The following is a 16,812-nucleotide window of genomic DNA, read 5'->3' on the forward strand; positions in this document are numbered from 1 at the left end:
CTATACCAGTTCATTCCCTTTTTGATAAACTAGCAGCTCGTTGTTGATGCTCTACGCAGAATTCGTAGAGAATCGAAATTAATTCTGTAAGATCAATGGGTTTGCTGAGAAAGTACTGAGCCCCTGCGTTGATCAGGTCGATCAGGTAGTGGGGTTCGTCATGGGCAGAGATCACAATGATCATCTGATGCCGATCCTTCCGCCGAATGGCTTTCACCATTTCCACTCCATTGATCTTTGGCATGTTGATGTCTGTGATAATAATCTCGTACTTTCCAAGCTCGAACAACTCCAGTCCTTCCTCACCATTTTGGGCCAGATCAATTGTTTCAAAGAAATTTCTCAGCAAATGTGCTGTTTCCTGTTGCAACGTCCGATCATCTTCTACGTAGAGCAGGCTGACTCCCTTCGACACAGAGATCAGTTTCTCGATACTGTTCATCATTGAGATGCAACCTTTTTCGGATAGTTAAGCAGAGATCCCGGCTGTTCCGTTGACAAGTTGAGATTTGTTGTTTGCGCCTCAGTCATTATGTTTTGCTCAGCATTTTCGGGTAATCGCTCATTGAGTTCCACTCGAAAACACGCTCCACCATCTTTGTTTGCCACAGTCAACTTGCCTCCAAGATGGTCTTCAATGATCATCCGGCTCATGTACAAACCCAAACCGGTACCATTAAGTTTGTTTTTTGTTGAAAAATAAGGAAAGAAGATTTGATCAACCACCTCCTCAGGTATACCTCCAGCGTTATCCTGCACTTCTAGTATTTGTTTATCCTGCTGAGCATAGGTGCGCAGGATAAGCCTCTTTTTATTTATTCCACTTTCCTTCAACGCTTCTTCAGCATTTTTCAACAAGTTGATCAATGCTTGCTGGACTTCATTCGTGAACAGTTCCGACTGGGGTAGTTCGCCAAACTCCTTGACCAGTTCGATGTCCTGTGTTTGCAGAGATAATCCCATGATTTCCACGGTGCGTTGCACCAACTCGTTGAGTTGTACGAATGCACGTTGACGGTCTGGCCGAAAGAAATCCCGGAAATCATTTATCGTTCGAGAAAGAAAGGAGGTAGTATCTTGAATTTTTTTCAACTTCTCAAGTGTCCCCTCAGTGGTGGCATTACCAAGCTGCTGTTCCAATTTGATGGAGGCTGCGATCATGTTAATAGTAGCCAATGGTTGGCGCCACTGATGAGCAATCATCGCCAACATTTCTCCCATCGAAGCCATCTTGGTCGATTGGACGAGCTGTTGCTGCATCTGCTGTAGTTCTTCATAAGCCTGTTTCAACTCTTCGTGACTAGTCTGCAAGTCTGTCGCTGACTCCTGAATCAGTTGAATTTGCAACAAAAGCTGGTTTTGAAGATGTTGGAAAGCGTTGACGAGCTGGTGGGATTCCAAAGTGTTTGCGGGAATATCAGCTAATTCAAGATCTCGGAGTTGAGCTTCGAACTGCTGCAGAGAGTCACTGTTCCTCAGAGAATCTGTTTTGAGTAATGCTAGGCGGGTGGTTAATTGCTGAATCGGAGCGGCAACACGACGTGCTACCACTACAGAAATAATCAGCCCAAACAATATTAGAAGTGCTTCAATAATCAGGAGTGATTGTTGGTTTTCTGCAACAGCCTTGTCTAGTGGTTGCTGAGACAAACCAATGTGCATGACTCCAACGGGCTCTCCCCAAAAAACCAACTGGCGACGAGCTTCAAACACAACTTCTCCAGCTTTTCCACGGACTTCCTCGTCAATCAGGGCATCAGTCAACAGAATCTGTTCCCTGAGCTGATAGTCACCAGTTTGAGTTACCGTCCTTCGTCTCGGTGCATCACGAGTGTCAAGAATCTTTATCTGAGAGGGCTCCCACTCAATAACCCCGGGTTCATACTTCTCAATCAGATTATCGTCATAGGCAAAAAGAATTTCGTTCTCTATACTGCGAACGAAGACATAAACCAACTCTGGTTGTGAATCGAGAAGAGTGAAGTTGATCTCTAGCTGGGCCCAGTTGGAGGTGCCCACCCACTCTGTTGTCTTGGCGGCAAGCGATTCAGAGATCCAATAAATACGCTCAAAGTATGCGTTGCGGAGGCTCTCAACTTGGCGTTTTTGACCAATGTACCAAGTCAGGGCATTCGAGAGGAGCAAGGCACTCCCCAAGGAGATGAGGAGCACCGTGCGGAGTCGGATTGGTTGAAAAAGCATGAAATGAAAGGAGGTCAGCGTGTCTCAATTTTTTGTAGGAAAAATAAGAATTGAGGCAAACGGCCTGCCAAATTAGGATGTTCTGCGACAGGAAATACTACGCTGTAAGGTCCACCATAGGCAGAGATGATTTTCTGATTGTCAAAGGATCGAAGAACAACGATTGGTTTGCTCAAATCCTCTTTCTTCAGAGTAACAGAGTTGCCCACGTACGGAGTCAGTACAACCTCATTGAAATTATCGGAAGTTAGAAAATCTCGCAGAAATGCTCCCTCCGTTTGTGTATCTCGGTCCGGAGAAGGCAAGGGCTTACGATACCCTCTGGGAATTGGAGGGACGTAGTTTAAGAGTTCTCCAGGGAGAACTGCAATTGCTTTAGCATCCATCACTCTGGAGTTTCCACCTTCAACAACGGTTAACTCTGGAGTGAGGGAGGTTCCAAGAATTACCGTGTCGATGTACCAGTTGTATAGACCCTGATCACTGACCTGCTCATGCATCACCATATACGGTCCACCTCGATTCTTTTTAATGCGCTTTCCACCGCTGGAGAAAGCGATCATCACATTATCTTTTCGAATCTGCTCAATTGGTTCGTAGGTGACATAGACGTTGTTGGCAATGAAAGTGACCCCGTCAATGTTTTCATCAGCCTTGGTCAGCTCAATGATTTTCTCAAGCGTGATTCCCTTGAATTCCTTCTGACCATCGTCTGGGAAGTTAGGATCCTGGGAGGTGTAGGTTGTGGCGTTTGCTTCCATCATTTTCTGATCCAGCACAAAAGCTTGCCCTGAGTCTGCGCCAAGCTGTCCGATGATCTGAATTTGTGTTTGACGCGCCAAAAGGTTGTTGTTCATCAGGATGCAAGTAAACGCGAACAACCCTAGAATGAATCCTACTCGTTTCATATTTTCTCCAATCAGAGTTACCAAAGCTAGAACCACGTCGGGCTTGAATACACTAATTGCTGCTTTGAAAAAAACTTTAGTAACTTCTTTGATAGAAAAGAGCAAATTCGATGTTTGCAACCAAGTGGAGAAGGGGGTAGCAAGCAGAAGCTGTCCGAGGAGGAAAAAGATGTGATCAGCTTAGTTGAATGACCACGTCAGTAGCAGCACTAATCGCCAGACTGAAGTACCCAATTTTGCGGCTGACCACAAAGATTGTAGTCAGCTCTGGAGAACCAACCGAGGCAACTCCAGGATAAAAATTGGGCAATGCGTGCGCTATCCCATGCACCTGGCAAACCAACAGAATCAAGCCGAATAGCTTCCAAACGTTGATTCAATGGCAAGGATGGAGAAAGAAGCCGTTCAATCAAGTTCATCTCACTGTGCCCATCCCGAGACCACTGCACCTGCTGCTGCAATGCGTCTCGCAGGTCCATCTCAGCGACACCGTTGGTCGTAGCATATTTATCTGCTTCGGTAGATCCTGATTTACTGAAATTGGGAAGAATGATTTGACCGAAACACATCCAAATAACGAAAGCCATGCTTGTCAGAAAAAGACCACGGACCGTTTCTACCCCAGCCCCGGCAAACAGACTGGCAGACCAAAAACCGTATAGGTTCCAGATAATCGCAACCAGTACTCCACGATGGCGACTGTGAGTGCGAACAGCTCCCACTCTACGTAAAATCTGAGCCCGGAGTTGGTCTTCAGACATTTCCAACCAGCGAGAGGGGATGATTGTTTTTTCAATCCAAGGCAGCCCAGTGATGCCTCCAGCAAATATAGGATTCTCCTCTCGGACAACATCAGTGCGACGACTGAGTAGTTCTCCGATACGGTTTCTCAAGTTTTCACGGTCTTCACTGTGCAATTTATATCCAACCAACCAGCGAGCGAGGGGTGCTTGCAGCAAAAGCATGATTAGAGACATGCAGATCAGTAGGCCCATGACACCCCAAGTCCCATAGAGCTTTCCGATCTCCATGATCAGCAAACCAGAGATCAGGAGAATGCCTGCATGTACTAAAATCCCGCGAAGTAAACGACTCCAAAACAGCGAGAAATTGCGCTGAATATTCTGAGCCAATCCAGGGATGACATAGCCCCCTAGCAAATCCAGCGGCAACATAATCAACACATAGGCAATTACAATCAGTGCCCACCACTGCACTTCCACCAACAAGGAAGCTGGTTCTGCTGGAAATGCGCTTGATGGCCACTCATTGAATAACCCGACACAGGCCAAACCAACCCAGAAGATCAAGTTGAACAGTCCAAACCAAGCCCGTAGATTTGTGAATTTCATTATTGCTCTCTAGTTCGAACATTGAGGGATCCAACAAGATCCCTCAAGTTCACGATCAAGTGACAGACTGCAAACTGATTCTTCAGCACAGCCCCATTAACCAATCAGGCTTTGGCAGCAGCTGCCTTCGCTGGAACAGGTGCGCTGTCTACAATGGTCTTCTCACGAGCAATGAAGTAAACCATGACTCCATATCCACACTTCGCAGCAATGTCTGCAATGGTGTAGCCCACCTGAATACCAATCTCAGCGTCTGCTGTTCCTCCTGCAATGTTAAAGAGGTACGCGATTGGATAGAACATCCAGGTCACTAGTAAAACCATGCGGGTCTGTTCTACCAATTCTTTCACACGACCAGTCTCGTGCTCAATTTCAACCGCTAGTTCTTTCCAAAGCGTCCTCAAGATGTAGACGAATGGAATGAAGGACAGTACGAAGAAGATCGCCTGAGTGCTACCACTGTCAGACACCTCACCTGGATAGCCAAGTGCGATCATTAGGACGGAAGCAATAACCAAGCGTCCGAGCAAATCCATGGACTTCTCACGTGGCAATGCCAAGACAACGATCAATTCCACTAGCAGCAAAGGTACTGTCAGCAACCAGTCCACATAACGATAGGCATCGTTGAAAGGTACTCCGGTAGCCATATACATTCCATTTTCACCAATGGTGTACGCTTCATCCCAACTTTGGAAAATTCGGAAATAGTGGTAACCGGCAATCAATACCACCAAGCCGGAAACAACAATTGCTGGCCGATACTTGACCGCAATGTTCTCCTTGGCAAGAACGAAGAAGACGAAGGTGCCGAACATTGCGGCAATCGTCAGAGAGAACATGTTGTAGACCAGCGAAAATTGGTCCGGACTCAACTCAGGCATACGTTCTCCTTTTGTAGGAGTTAGGTTATGTAAGAAAGCTATAAGCCTTCTCGCCTCATGAAACAGCCGACATAACCAATGGGTTCCTTTGGTTTCTCAGCTAGTTCTTATCCTTTGACAAGAACGAAGGTTCAATCGACAAAAAGTAGACCAATTATGAAAAATTTATTTGAAAAAATAAGCTAAGAAATAAATTTTATTTTTTATGATAAAAATAACTTTTTTTAATTTTTTAGTGATAAATTTAGATCAGAGTTGATTATCACTCTAAATTTATCATTTTTCTATATTGATAAAATTATTATAGGTATTCGATTAATTAAATAGTTAAAGTTGTTTCTGGTAATGTAAAGAGTAATTTATAATTTCGTGAGAAATCTTTTGTTTAACTCTTCTTATTTTTATCACGAAAATTTATATTTTATATTTAAATTGTATTATCAGTATTTTAATAACTAAATTGGCTAAGCACACTCATTGCAAAAAGTTGGTCCTTCATTCAAACTGCATACGGAGGTTCCATGGAAATGAGTTCAAATGCTATTTATGATAATCCCTTTAGAGTATTGGGAGAGCGATATTTTTCTTTGCATATGAACCGTATCAAACTGATAGAAAAAGAATTTATTTCAGAAAATAAATGTTTGAATTCTTTAAACTGGGCAGCGCAGAAAATTAAAATTGTACCAGCAGAAATGAAATCTTTTATGCGGCAAAGTGGAATATTAAAAGATAGTGCTGACTATCATTTAATGACGGAAGGAAAACTCTTTAGAGCGCAGTTGGCCTTGGCTGCAGCGCACCTTCATCGTTTAGATGAAAAGACTGCACTACAGTTGGCCTGTGTAACAGAATTTATTCATAACGCATCGCTCGTCCATGACGATATTCAGGATCAGGACGAAACGAGAAGAAACTTTGCAACGGTTTGGAAGCAATATGGATCAAACAATGCGCTTCTTTTAGGGGATTTGCTGCTGAGCAAAGCCTATGAAATGCTAGGCATCCTAGGCATGCAGCACTACCGTGGTCCAAGATTGATCAGTCTACTTGGTGAGAAGATCGCACTGCTGATACAAGGACAGTCAGATGAGTTGGAGTACCAAAGTGATTTGACTCTGCCTCTACAAACCTATGAACACATCGCACTCTGCAAAACAGGAGCTCTGCTTTCCTTTCCCGTGGAGGCCGCCCTAATCTTGTCAGGTGTTCAAGAGAGGGAATGTGGCCGCGTAAGTCAAATTTTTAGCCGATTCGGAGTGGCCTACCAAATTCATGACGACATCATTGATTTATGCGCTTCAAACAAAGGCCGTGATTTTCCGGGTTCAGATCTGCGGGAAGGTCGGGTCAGCGCAGTAATCCTACAATTTTGGCAGCAATCCTCACCGAAAGTGAGGGAGCAATTCGAAATTTTCTTTAAGGATGAAAAATGTCGTCGTGAACCTAAGCAATTAGCCTACTGGGTCAATGCACTGGCCAACACACAGGTTCTGGAAGCAAGCTTTCAATACCTTACCGAGACGCTTGCAAACTGCCGCCAAGAAGCTGCCGAGCTACCAGATCCTCTAAGTTCATTCATGTTGTTAGTCATCTCTCAGTTGGAAAAGCGCTTTCAGCCAGAACTGGAGTTGCTGGCATGACAGCATCGCCCACAGCCCTGGTAATAGGCTCCGGTTTTGGAGGTCTCGCTGCAGCCCTTCGTCTGAAAGCCAAGGGCTATGAGGTCACAATTGTTGAGCGTCAGCAAGATCTTGGTGGAAGAGCACGGGTCTTCCATAGAAATGGCTTTGTCTATGACGCTGGACCAACCGTAGTAACAGCACCGTTTCTACTTGATGAGCTCTTTCAACTCTTCAACCGGAACCCAGAAGATTACCTAAAGATTGTTCCAGTCGAACCCTGGTACCGCTTCCGATTCAATGATGGAGAAACCTTCGATTATGGAGGCACCATTGAGGGTACTTTGAATGAAATTGAAAGACTCTCTCCAGAAGATCGTGATGGATATTTGAATCTTGTTCAGGAGTCACAGCAAATCTTTGAAAAGGGTTTTAGCGAACTGGCTCATATTCCGTTCCATCGATGGGGTACAATGCTCCGTCAGATTCCTGCGCTAATAAAACTTCGCAGTTACCGTTCAGTCTATCAGATGGTTTCAGCTCACCTGAAAGACGAACGCCTCCGTCAGGCTTTCAGTATTCAGCCCCTCCTCGTGGGTGGAAATCCCTTTACTACTACCTCGATTTACTCGCTGATTCACTATCTTGAACGCAAATGGGGTGTACACTTTGCCATGGGCGGCACAGGCGCCATCGTGGCTGGATTCGAGAAATTGCTTCGAGAAGAAGGTGTTGAAATAAAAACGAATACTACTGTCACCAAGATCATCACCCAACACCGACGGGTAACCGGAGTAGAACTTGATAACAGTGAGAAACCATTATCAGCAGATTTAGTAGTTTGTAACGCAGACCCCCCCTTCGTCTACGAACATCTGCTTGATTTTCCTCAGCGCAAACGTTGGTCGAGTTGGCGCCTTCGTCAGTTGCGCTACTCAATGGGACTCTTCGTTCTCTATTTTGGGACAACTCGTCAATACCCAGAAGTAGCTCATCACACAATCACGATGGGACCTCGCTATAAGGAACTGCTAAGCGATATTTTTCACAAAAAGCATCTTGCTACAGACATGAGCTTGTATCTGCACCGTCCGACAGCAACAGATCCAACGATGGCTCCTGCTGGTTGTGATACTTTTTATGTTCTCTCTCCTGTCCCAAATAACCTTAGTGGGATCAACTGGGATGAAGTAGGGCCGCGTTATCGTGATGCCGTTGTCAAAGAGTTGGAACGTACTCTTCTACCTGGCTTGAGCGAGTGCATTACAGAGGAATTTTTTGTGACTCCTGATTACTTTGAGCAGGAACTTCTGACACGCCATGGCACTGGATTTTCGATCCAACCACTGTTTACCCAATCTGCCAATTTCCGTTTTCACAATAAGTCAGAAGAAGTGGAAGGCCTCTATTTTGTGGGCGCTGGAACACACCCTGGAGCAGGGATGCCAGGAGTATTGAGTTCTGCGAAAGTTTTGGATCAACTGATCTCTTCAGTATCCAACAAAACGACTCCGCTCAGGGCTCTGAAAAAGACATCATCATCCCGCACAAAATCTGAGACAAAAACTCATGCAGCGGTATTGGCCTATCATGGAAAAAGCTTTCACTGGGCTGGCCAACTGCTACCACAATCACAGTTTAATGACGCCTCATTACTATATGCCTTTTGTCGGCATGTAGATGATTTGGCAGACGAAGCAAGTGACTCCGAAGAAGCTAAAACTCGACTGGATCAATTGTGTCAGGACCTTTGGAGTGACAAGCCCAAACAGCCTTTGAACCAAGCGTTTCGTGAACTGATGGCAGATCAACAGTTGGAACAGTGTTGGGTAGAAGACTTGATTGAAGGTGTACTTTCTGACTTAGGGGAAGTCTGTCTGCAAACCAAGGAAGAACTTCTCTGCTACGCCTATCGAGTTGCCGGAACAGTTGGTTTAATGATGGCCCAGGTTTTGGGCTGCCGTGATCCCAATGCATTGGCGTTTGCGACTGACCTGGGAATTGCCATGCAACTGACCAATATTGCTCGTGATGTCCATGAAGATGCCCAACGTGGTCGCCTCTACTTACCTCAGCAATGGCTTGGAGAGAATACAGTATCCGCTGTGCAGTTGATTCAGGGGGACCAAGAAGCACGTCAAGTAGTTGAAACAGCCGTGGAACGCTTGCTTGATCTCGCAGAGTTGTATTATCGCAGTGGGTACCACGGCATGCGCTACTTGCCCATGCGTGTACGCTTGGGAATCCTCACAGCACGGGCACTTTATCGTGCAATTGGGGATGAAATTTACCCCGAGCCTAGGATTATTTGGGACAGGCGAGCCCGTGTTTCTATGTCTCGTAAGTGTAAGTTGACCATCACTAGTTTGTTTGAATTTCTCTTTGATACCCAAACCTGGCCAGTAGGGAAACCTCAGCAACACGAACCACAATTGCACCAGCACCTGAATTATGTGCGGATTGGCTAAAATGCAGGTCTGGGACGCAATCGTAATTGGAGCTGGCTGTGCTGGACTGACTCTCGTCAATGAGTTGATTACTCGTGGGGGGGACCGGCTTAGGGTTTTGTTGTTGGAAGAAAGAAACGAGTACACAAATGATCGTACTTGGTGCTTCTGGAATACGCTCAATCATCGTTTTGAAAATGTGGTTTCCTGTCGTTGGCCAAGTTGGAGTGTCCATTATGCAGGAGAAGTTACCCACTGCCGAGGCGCTTACCAATACCAGTATTTGCGAGCAGAACACTTTTACAAGCTGGCCCTAGCTCCAGTCTCTTCTTCGTCAAAAACAATTCTGAAATTGGGGGAGCATGTCCAGACTGTTCAGGAGGAGGAAGACCTTGTTAGTATTCAAACCCATCAAGGGACACATGTGGGTCGGTATGTCATCGACACACGACCGATGGATCAGCAGAATCGAAATGCAAAGCATCCTGATGTCCATTGGCTTCAGCATTTTTTGGGCTGGAAAGTAAAAACAGAGCACGCTTGTTTTCAAAGTAAGCAAGTCACTCTGATGGACTTTATAGGAGGGGAAGATGCAGCGGAAGTTCTCGAAGTTAGTGATAAAGAAACAGATGTTGCTCTGCCAGGCATCCCTTTCATCTACGTCCTACCTTTCTCATCAACCGAAGCACTAGTTGAGAGTACTTGGTTTGGGCCAAAGGTGTTGGCAAAGAGTGTCTATCGAGAACAGCTGCAAAGGTATCTGCAAAGGAAAGAAGCGGGGAAATACGAAATCATCGAACAGGAATATGGTGTGCTGCCAATGTCCACGCTACCAACGACCACGCAGCCAACAAGAAGAATTAGGTATCTTGGTCTGGCAGGTGGTGCAGCCCGCCCCAGTACTGGCTATGCGTTCTTGGCAATTCAGCGTCAGGCACAAAGGCTTGCGGATCAATTATTAAAGGGGGACTGGGAAAACTTCCCAGATTATTACAGCACCCAATCCCGATTATTGGACGCTATTTTTCTAAGAGTTCTTCAGGAAAATCCAAAACGAGGTCCTGAATTGTTTTGGCGGCTGTTTCGATATGCAAACCCGGATGCGCTAGTTCGCTTCCTCGCCGATACCGCATCACTGAAAGATCTGTGGGAGATAGCTACTTGTTTGCCCTCTGGAATCTTTCTCAAGCAAAGTCTTGTTCCAAACTTTTTGCAGAAAAAAGAAATGGGAACTACTCAGATTCAGGGTATCTAGTCAATGCTCAATATCCAACTGAGTGAGGAACAACAACGACTTTTTCTGTTACTTGGTGGACTGTTCCTATTGGCAGGAATGAAGGAGTGGTTTGCTTGGCAAGAATGGCACTGGGGTTTCCTTTTTCTATTGATTTCTCTGCTGGGCTTGCCACACGGTGCTTTAGATCATCAGGTTGGCCGTTCCTGGCTTGAGCCAATGCAAGGGCGAATTTGGCCATTCAGCTTCGGATTGTTTTATCTAGGACTGCTTGGGCTAGTCCTAGTCTGCTGGATTCAGTGGCCAGCATTGCTACTCTCTCTTTTCCTGCTGTTGTCAGTTCTCCACTTTGGGCAAGAAGATACCGCATCATTGGATCTGGGAGAAAGGCTCTACTGGACACACGTTGCATTTCGGGGCCTTTTACCACTCTGCGCTCCAGCATTTTTTGCAACTGAAACAACAGGACAACTGCTCGCTCCCCTGCTGCTTCAACCAGAGTTGGCTGAGCATGCTCAAGGTGTCGCAATTTTTGGAGCCACACTCTTTGCGCCCCTGTGTCTCCTTGGGGTCCTGATTTATGCTCGCTGGTGGCAGATTGGTGGGCCATTGGGGAAAATCATTGAACAAATCACAGAATCTATCCTGATCATACTCTGCTTCGTTCTACTATCTCCCTTGGAAGGCTTTGTTCTCTACTTTTGCCTCCATCATTCTTTACGACATAGCCAAGAGATGGCACAGTGGCTTTTTCCGAATGACTCAAAGCCACTTCGTCAATTTTGGAAGCAGGCTCGGCCTCTAAGTTTGGCTGCAATGGTCATGGCTCTGTTTGCCTGGATTTGGCTGCCCAACCGTGCTTTGGAGTGGGGTGGCTTGCAGGTGATATTCATTGGTCTTGCGGCTCTGACCCTTCCACATGTGGTTTTGCACTGGTTAGTCTTCGACCTCCGGCGACCTCTGCCGGTCTTTTCGACTCCTGAGCGAGAATTCTCATGGAATCACATCTCCCATTGAAAGTGTTGCTGGCTGCGCCTCGGAGTTTCTGTGCTGGAGTAACCCGAGCCATTCAGATTGTTGAAGCCTGTCTGGAACGCTATGGGGCCCCTGTCTATGTTCGGCATGCGATTGTTCACAATGAGCACGTTCTGAGAGAGATGGAAGCCAAAGGAGTGATCTTCGTTGAGGAATTATCAGAGGTTCCAGATGGTGTACCAGTTGTGTTTTCTGCTCACGGCGTTCCTCCATCAGTTGTCAATGCATCTGAGGAACGCGGACTCCCAACGATTGATGCCACCTGCCCCTTAGTGGCCAGAGTCCATCAAGAGGCGGTTCGCCATCACAAAGCTGGTTGTCAAGTGTTGGTAATTGGCAAGAAAAACCACCCTGAGATACTTGGTCTTTTGGGACATCTACCTGCTGAGGACTGTCAGGTGATTGATGATATTGAAACTGCCCGAAATATTCAGATTCTGATAAATCAGCCGGTTGCATACGTTACGCAAACCACACTCTCTGTAGAGGACACTGGGCAAATCGTTGAGGTATTGCGCAAGCGCTTTCCCAAGCTGATTGACCCACGTAAGGAGACAATTTGCTATGCAACAACGAACCGGCAGCAGGCAACCCGGGCTATCGCATCACGAGCTGAGGCTTTCCTTGTGCTAGGCAGCCCTACTTCCTCAAATTCAACACGTCTGACCGAAGTGGCGAGACAGGTTGGCTGTGAAAGAGTCCGCTTGGTTCCTGAACCCGACGAACTAAATTTAGCGTGGTTAGATGATGCCAATGTTTTGGGCTTGACGGCAGGTGCTTCGGCTCCAGAATATCTTGTACAGCAACTCCTTGACCGACTAGCGCTGAGAAGAACTCTTGTAATTGAGGAAGTTCCTGTAACCGAAGAAAAGATTCAGTTTCGCCTTCCTATTGAACGCTTCCCCAAAATTCCCCAAATGCCCATCTCAAGACCTTCCATCAAATCAAAAGATTCCCAAGCAGGTTTTCACCGAAATAAGTCTATCGCTTTGAGCCAAGAGTTGCATCTGGCCTAAGAAGTTGATTTTTTTATGGGCTTGGCTTCTTTGATCTTTATGGTCGAAAACTCTTCTCCAATTCTGAAAGCTGAGGGATTATGCCTATCATGATTCCTTTCTGAAACAGGGAATCCATGAATTTGGGAACTCTCCGATGCCAGTTCACAGAAAATTAGTGATCAAGAATGATGGTTTCGCCAAAAAATAGCTTCCAAGTGCAAGGTCTTCGCTCTCCCGAAGACTTTTACTGGGTACTTCAAGATCCAGCTCCACTCGCAGGGATGTGCCTCCCAGAAACAAATTGGCCCTGGCAGTCCATTTATGATTCTGGTTTCACCAACTTGATTTCATTGCATCCAATGGAGCACGACCCAAGTCCACTAACGAGCATTCATGATCAATCGTTGGAAGATCTCATTAGCGGTGAGTCACCTAAGGACCCGGTACTTGAAATCTGCAGAATCCGATCTGCAACAAGGACCATTCTCAAGTCACTGAGTGACAGTAAAGGAGTTGTAGCCCATTGCTGGGGGGGACGAGGTCGAACTGGAACAGTTCTCGGCTGTGTTCTACGTGAGTTGGGTTATGCGGGAAAACCCGTTGTGAAGTATCTGGATGAGATTCAACGTGTAAGGGGCCGAGAAGGTTGGCCAGAGGCTATTTGGCAATCAGAAATTGTTAGGAAATGGCCGGATGTATGAGGAGGACTCGAGCCTGAAGAGTGTTGGGTTCTTGAAAAGAGCCCATGAAAAAGTTTGTGCTGATTTTGTTTAGTCACTTTAAAACCATTGTCGATCAATGCTGTAGAATCTGGCTCAGGAACAGTTTGGTTCGATCACTCTGTGGGTTGTTGAAGAATTCTTCTGGTTCGTTCTGCTCAATGATCTGTCCCTCATCCATGAAGATCACACGATTGGCGACGGTTCGAGCAAAGCCCATTTCGTGGGTCACTACCAGCATCGTCATGCCTGTGTCAGCCAACTCAATCATGACATCCAAAACCTCTTTGATCATTTCAGGATCCAGGGCAGAAGTTGGTTCATCAAAGAGCATAATGCGGGGTTGCATGCAGAGTGAACGTGCGATGGCTACCCGTTGTTGCTGACCACCAGACAGTTGACCTGGATATTTGAGAGCCTGATCTGGAATCTTGACTCGCTCCAAGTACTTCATTGCGGTGGCTTCTGCCTCTGCCTTGGGTTGTTTACGAACCCAGATCAGCGCCAATGTACAGTTCTCCAATACGGTGAGGTGTGGAAACAAATTGAAGTGTTGAAAGACCATCCCAACTTCTCTTCGTACTTGCTCAATATGCTTCAGGTCGCTGGTCAGTTCAATTCCATCTACCACAATCCGCCCTTCTTGATGCTCCTCCAGTCGATTGATACAGCGAATAAGAGTTGACTTACCGGAACCTGAGGGGCCACAGATCACGATTCGTTCACCCGAAGCCACTTCCAGATCAATCTCTTTGAGAACATGGAATTGCCCAAACCACTTGTTCATCTTTTGAATTTGGATGATGGGCTCTCCGGAGATCGTCATATTTTTGTCATTGGCAGTATTTTGCTGACTAGCTGGACTCATTTACTAAACCTTTTAGCGGTGTTCAGTTTGTAACCTACGTTCTAAGAATTGGGAATATCTCGACATACTAAAACAACACACAAAGAACAGGAGACCAATAAATATAAACAACTCCCAATAGATACCATTCCAATCAGTTGTTGCTCGGATCGCATTTGATAGACCAATCGGATCAAGAAGACCAATAAAAACTACGAGAGTTGTATCTTTGAAAAGACCGATAAATGTATTCACGATCCCTGGAATTGAAATTTTCAGAGCTTGGGGAAGAATAATTAGCCGCATAGATTGCCAATAGTTCAAACCCAAGCTTGAGGAACCCTCATGCTGCCCAACTGAAAGTGCTGCAAGACCACCGCGAATTACCTCAGCCATGTAAGCAGAAGCAAACAGAGTGACCATGATTACAACTCTCAGCATCAAATCGAAATTCGTACCTGGTGGTAGAAAATAATTTAATAGAAGTGAGGCTGTAAATAGCCAGACAATCAAAGGTACTCCACGAATAATTTCAATGAAAAAAACACAAATTTTATTAATGATAAGCAGATTTGATTGGCGCCCAAGTGCTAACAAAATGCCAATTGGTAATGATAAAATTATTCCAGTGATACCAATTATTAGAGCCAACATGAATCCACCGAATTCTTTTGATGGAATGTATGAGAGAGAAATTGGTATGAAACTGTCTAGATGCTCAGCGACTGGGGTAAGTAAAAATAACCAGTACAAAACAGCGAAAACAAAGGTGATTGGTATGCTCAATACGGATAGCTTGGATCGGCTTATTTGCTGAAAAAGCAATATGCCTAGCAGAAAATTGAAAGCAGCAGAAACTGGTCCCCAAATGGTATTTCCCCATAATAGCCAGAAGCAAAGAAAAGGAGAAGAAAAGGTTAAAAGATACAGCTCTTTTCGTACACTTGTGAAAAGTACTGGGGATATTGCAAAACCAAAGAGTATTAGCGCTAAGATTGGACGCCAATAGCTTTCAGGTGGATAGAAACCAAAGAGCAATTGATGCCATCTTTCATTGATCACTGCCCAGCAAGCCACATTGGTGTTCCCACCAAGGCTTTCTCGAATTTTTCTACATTCGTTGAGTGAGTCAGCCTCCCAAACGCCTTGTGTCATCCATGGTAAAATTTGTGAGAGAAGACCGTAAATAAGAAAAAGTGAAAGGATTGTTAGAATTGAGTTTATGGTGTTTGAAAACAAATTTTCTCTCACCCACTTTGTCGCGCCAATTTCAGACAAAGGGGGAGCTTTTGAAGGTATCAACTCTGTTCGCACAAATAGTTTGGAAGATGGACTACTCACCTCAACGACCTTTGAGTTTGACTGAGTTATTATAAATATTCATCACAGCTGAGATTACTAAAGAAGCAAGGAGATAGAACAGTCCCAGCATTAACATGCCTTCAAGTTCACGCCCTGTCTGATTAATTGTTATCCCCCCAAGTGTAGAACGTACATCCATATACCCGACAGCAATTGCCAATGAAGAATTTTTCGTAAGATTTAAATACTGTGAGATAAGAGGAGGAATAATGACACGGAGAGCTTGGGGTAAGATAACCAGATTCATTGTAGGGTTGGGTCGCAAACCCAAAGCATAGGCAGCTTCTGTTTGTCCTTTTGATACGGAGAGAATGCCACTTCTAACAATCTCTGCAATGAAAGCTCCTGTGTAGAGCGATAAGGCTAACCAAAGAGCAATTAGTGAGTTTCTTAGTTGTAATCCACCACGAAAATTAAACCCACCAAGAGTTGGATAATCTAGTGAAACAGGCTGCCCCAATACGAAAAAAGTTATGATGGATGGAATGATTACTATCCCGGTTGAAATCCAAAATGTTGGAAGGGTTATTCCTGTTTGTTGTTGTCTTGAAGTTGTAATTTTTTTAAAGCCCCAAACACCAAGAAGTGAAAGTAAAAAAACAAATATTAAGATCCCAGAACCTTCACCCCACACTGGGAAAGGGATGTAAACTCCTCGGTTTGAAATAGCAACACTATCAAACAAAATCATTGAAGCACTTCCCCCAGCTCGAAAATCTCTTGGACCAGGAGTGGATTCAGTCATCACCGCGAAAATGATGAGGATCCATAAGAGCAGTGGAACGTTTCGGAATCCTTCCACGTAGATTGTCATTAGACGTGCAACAATCCAATTTTTGGAGAGCCGGAGGACTCCTGCAACGATCCCAATTATTGTGGCAAGTGCACAGCCTAGAAAAGCCACAAGCAGTGTATTTAGTATACCTACTAGTGCTGCTCTACCGTGCGTAGAGGTGGAAGAGTATTCAATGAGGCGCTGATTAATGTCATAGCCTGCGATGTTGGTAAGAAATCCAAAATCAAAGTCTTTGCCGAGGGCGGTTAAGTTCTGAATTGTATTATTGACGAGCCATGAAAAGAACAGAACCAACAAGCACATGGCTATCGCTTGAACTGTCAGCGATCTGTATTTTGTATCGTAGATCAACTGGCGCATTTGGAACAATGGCTTCGGTGGTTCGGTCACTTTCATCATGACGACT

The 16,812-nt window shown here is 45.3% G+C and carries 14 protein-coding genes and 1 pseudogene; 7 read left to right on the forward strand and 8 right to left on the reverse strand.

Translation table 11 applies throughout. The annotated features are described in order from the left end of the window. Positions 1-10 precede the first annotated feature (10 nt). The 5 genes from P8O70_08260 to P8O70_08280 form a co-directional block, all read right to left on the reverse strand. Positions 11-445, reverse strand: coding sequence for a response regulator (locus P8O70_08260; protein MDG2196870.1), 435 nt, complete (start codon positions 443-445; stop codon positions 11-13). Beyond that, positions 442-2,202: an ATP-binding protein gene (locus P8O70_08265; GenBank protein ID MDG2196871.1), complete on the reverse strand. Its 1,761-nt coding sequence runs from the start codon at positions 2,200-2,202 to the stop codon at positions 442-444. The genes P8O70_08260 and P8O70_08265 overlap by 4 nt, the downstream gene beginning before the upstream one ends. A 14-nt stretch (positions 2,203-2,216) precedes the next feature. After that, positions 2,217-3,110, reverse strand: a complete 894-nt coding sequence (locus P8O70_08270; protein ID MDG2196872.1) for a hypothetical protein — start codon at positions 3,108-3,110, stop codon at positions 2,217-2,219. Positions 3,111-3,319: 209 nt separating this feature from the next. Further along, positions 3,320-4,462: a hypothetical protein gene (locus P8O70_08275; GenBank protein ID MDG2196873.1), complete on the reverse strand. Its 1,143-nt coding sequence runs from the start codon at positions 4,460-4,462 to the stop codon at positions 3,320-3,322. 104 nt (positions 4,463-4,566) lie between these two features. Beyond that, on the reverse strand, positions 4,567-5,346 hold the full coding sequence (locus P8O70_08280) for a bacteriorhodopsin-like (GenBank protein MDG2196874.1): 780 nt from the start codon (positions 5,344-5,346) through the stop codon (positions 4,567-4,569). Positions 5,347-6,041: 695 nt separating this feature from the next. Here P8O70_08280 and P8O70_08285 point away from each other — a divergent pair. From P8O70_08285 to P8O70_08315, 7 genes and pseudogenes are all read left to right on the forward strand, one after another. Next, positions 6,042-6,989, forward strand: a complete 948-nt coding sequence (locus tag P8O70_08285) for a polyprenyl synthetase family protein (GenBank protein MDG2196875.1) — start codon at positions 6,042-6,044, stop codon at positions 6,987-6,989. Further along, a pseudogene (gene crtI / locus P8O70_08290) lies at positions 6,986-8,467 on the forward strand (phytoene desaturase family protein). The gene P8O70_08285 and the pseudogene crtI overlap by 4 nt, the downstream one beginning before the upstream one ends. An 81-nt stretch (positions 8,468-8,548) precedes the next feature. After that, the gene (locus tag P8O70_08295) at positions 8,549-9,436 is read left to right on the forward strand and encodes a phytoene/squalene synthase family protein (GenBank protein ID MDG2196876.1); all 888 of its coding nucleotides are present in this window, start codon (positions 8,549-8,551) and stop codon (positions 9,434-9,436) included. Between the two features lies 1 nt (position 9,437). Continuing rightward, the gene (locus P8O70_08300; protein MDG2196877.1) at positions 9,438-10,670 is read left to right on the forward strand and encodes a lycopene cyclase family protein; all 1,233 of its coding nucleotides are present in this window, start codon (positions 9,438-9,440) and stop codon (positions 10,668-10,670) included. Between the two features lie 3 nt (positions 10,671-10,673). Further along, entirely contained in the window at positions 10,674-11,666 is a 993-nt protein-coding gene (locus P8O70_08305; protein MDG2196878.1) for a Brp/Blh family beta-carotene 15,15'-dioxygenase, read from the forward strand. Continuing rightward, entirely contained in the window at positions 11,645-12,700 is a 1,056-nt protein-coding gene (ispH, locus tag P8O70_08310; protein MDG2196879.1) for a 4-hydroxy-3-methylbut-2-enyl diphosphate reductase, read from the forward strand. The genes P8O70_08305 and ispH overlap by 22 nt, the downstream gene beginning before the upstream one ends. 167 nt (positions 12,701-12,867) lie before the next feature. Then, positions 12,868-13,383: a tyrosine-protein phosphatase gene (locus tag P8O70_08315; protein MDG2196880.1), complete on the forward strand. Its 516-nt coding sequence runs from the start codon at positions 12,868-12,870 to the stop codon at positions 13,381-13,383. A gap of 94 nt (positions 13,384-13,477) precedes the next feature. Here P8O70_08315 and P8O70_08320 read toward each other — a convergent pair whose 3' ends face one another. The 3 genes from P8O70_08320 to P8O70_08330 are packed head-to-tail and all read right to left on the reverse strand — an operon-like array spanning position 13,478 to position 16,805. Beyond that, positions 13,478-14,269 (reverse strand): amino acid ABC transporter ATP-binding protein, encoded by a 792-nt coding sequence (locus tag P8O70_08320; protein ID MDG2196881.1) that lies wholly within the window; start codon positions 14,267-14,269, stop codon positions 13,478-13,480. A gap of 12 nt (positions 14,270-14,281) precedes the next feature. Continuing rightward, the gene (locus P8O70_08325) at positions 14,282-15,589 is read right to left on the reverse strand and encodes an amino acid ABC transporter permease (protein MDG2196882.1); all 1,308 of its coding nucleotides are present in this window, start codon (positions 15,587-15,589) and stop codon (positions 14,282-14,284) included. A 1-nt stretch (position 15,590) separates the two neighbouring features. Beyond that, on the reverse strand, positions 15,591-16,805 hold the full coding sequence (locus P8O70_08330) for an ABC transporter permease subunit (protein MDG2196883.1): 1,215 nt from the start codon (positions 16,803-16,805) through the stop codon (positions 15,591-15,593). Positions 16,806-16,812: the final 7 nt, after the last annotated feature.

Source organism: SAR324 cluster bacterium, assembly GCA_029245725.1.
Taxonomy (GTDB): Bacteria; SAR324; SAR324; order SAR324; family NAC60-12; genus JCVI-SCAAA005.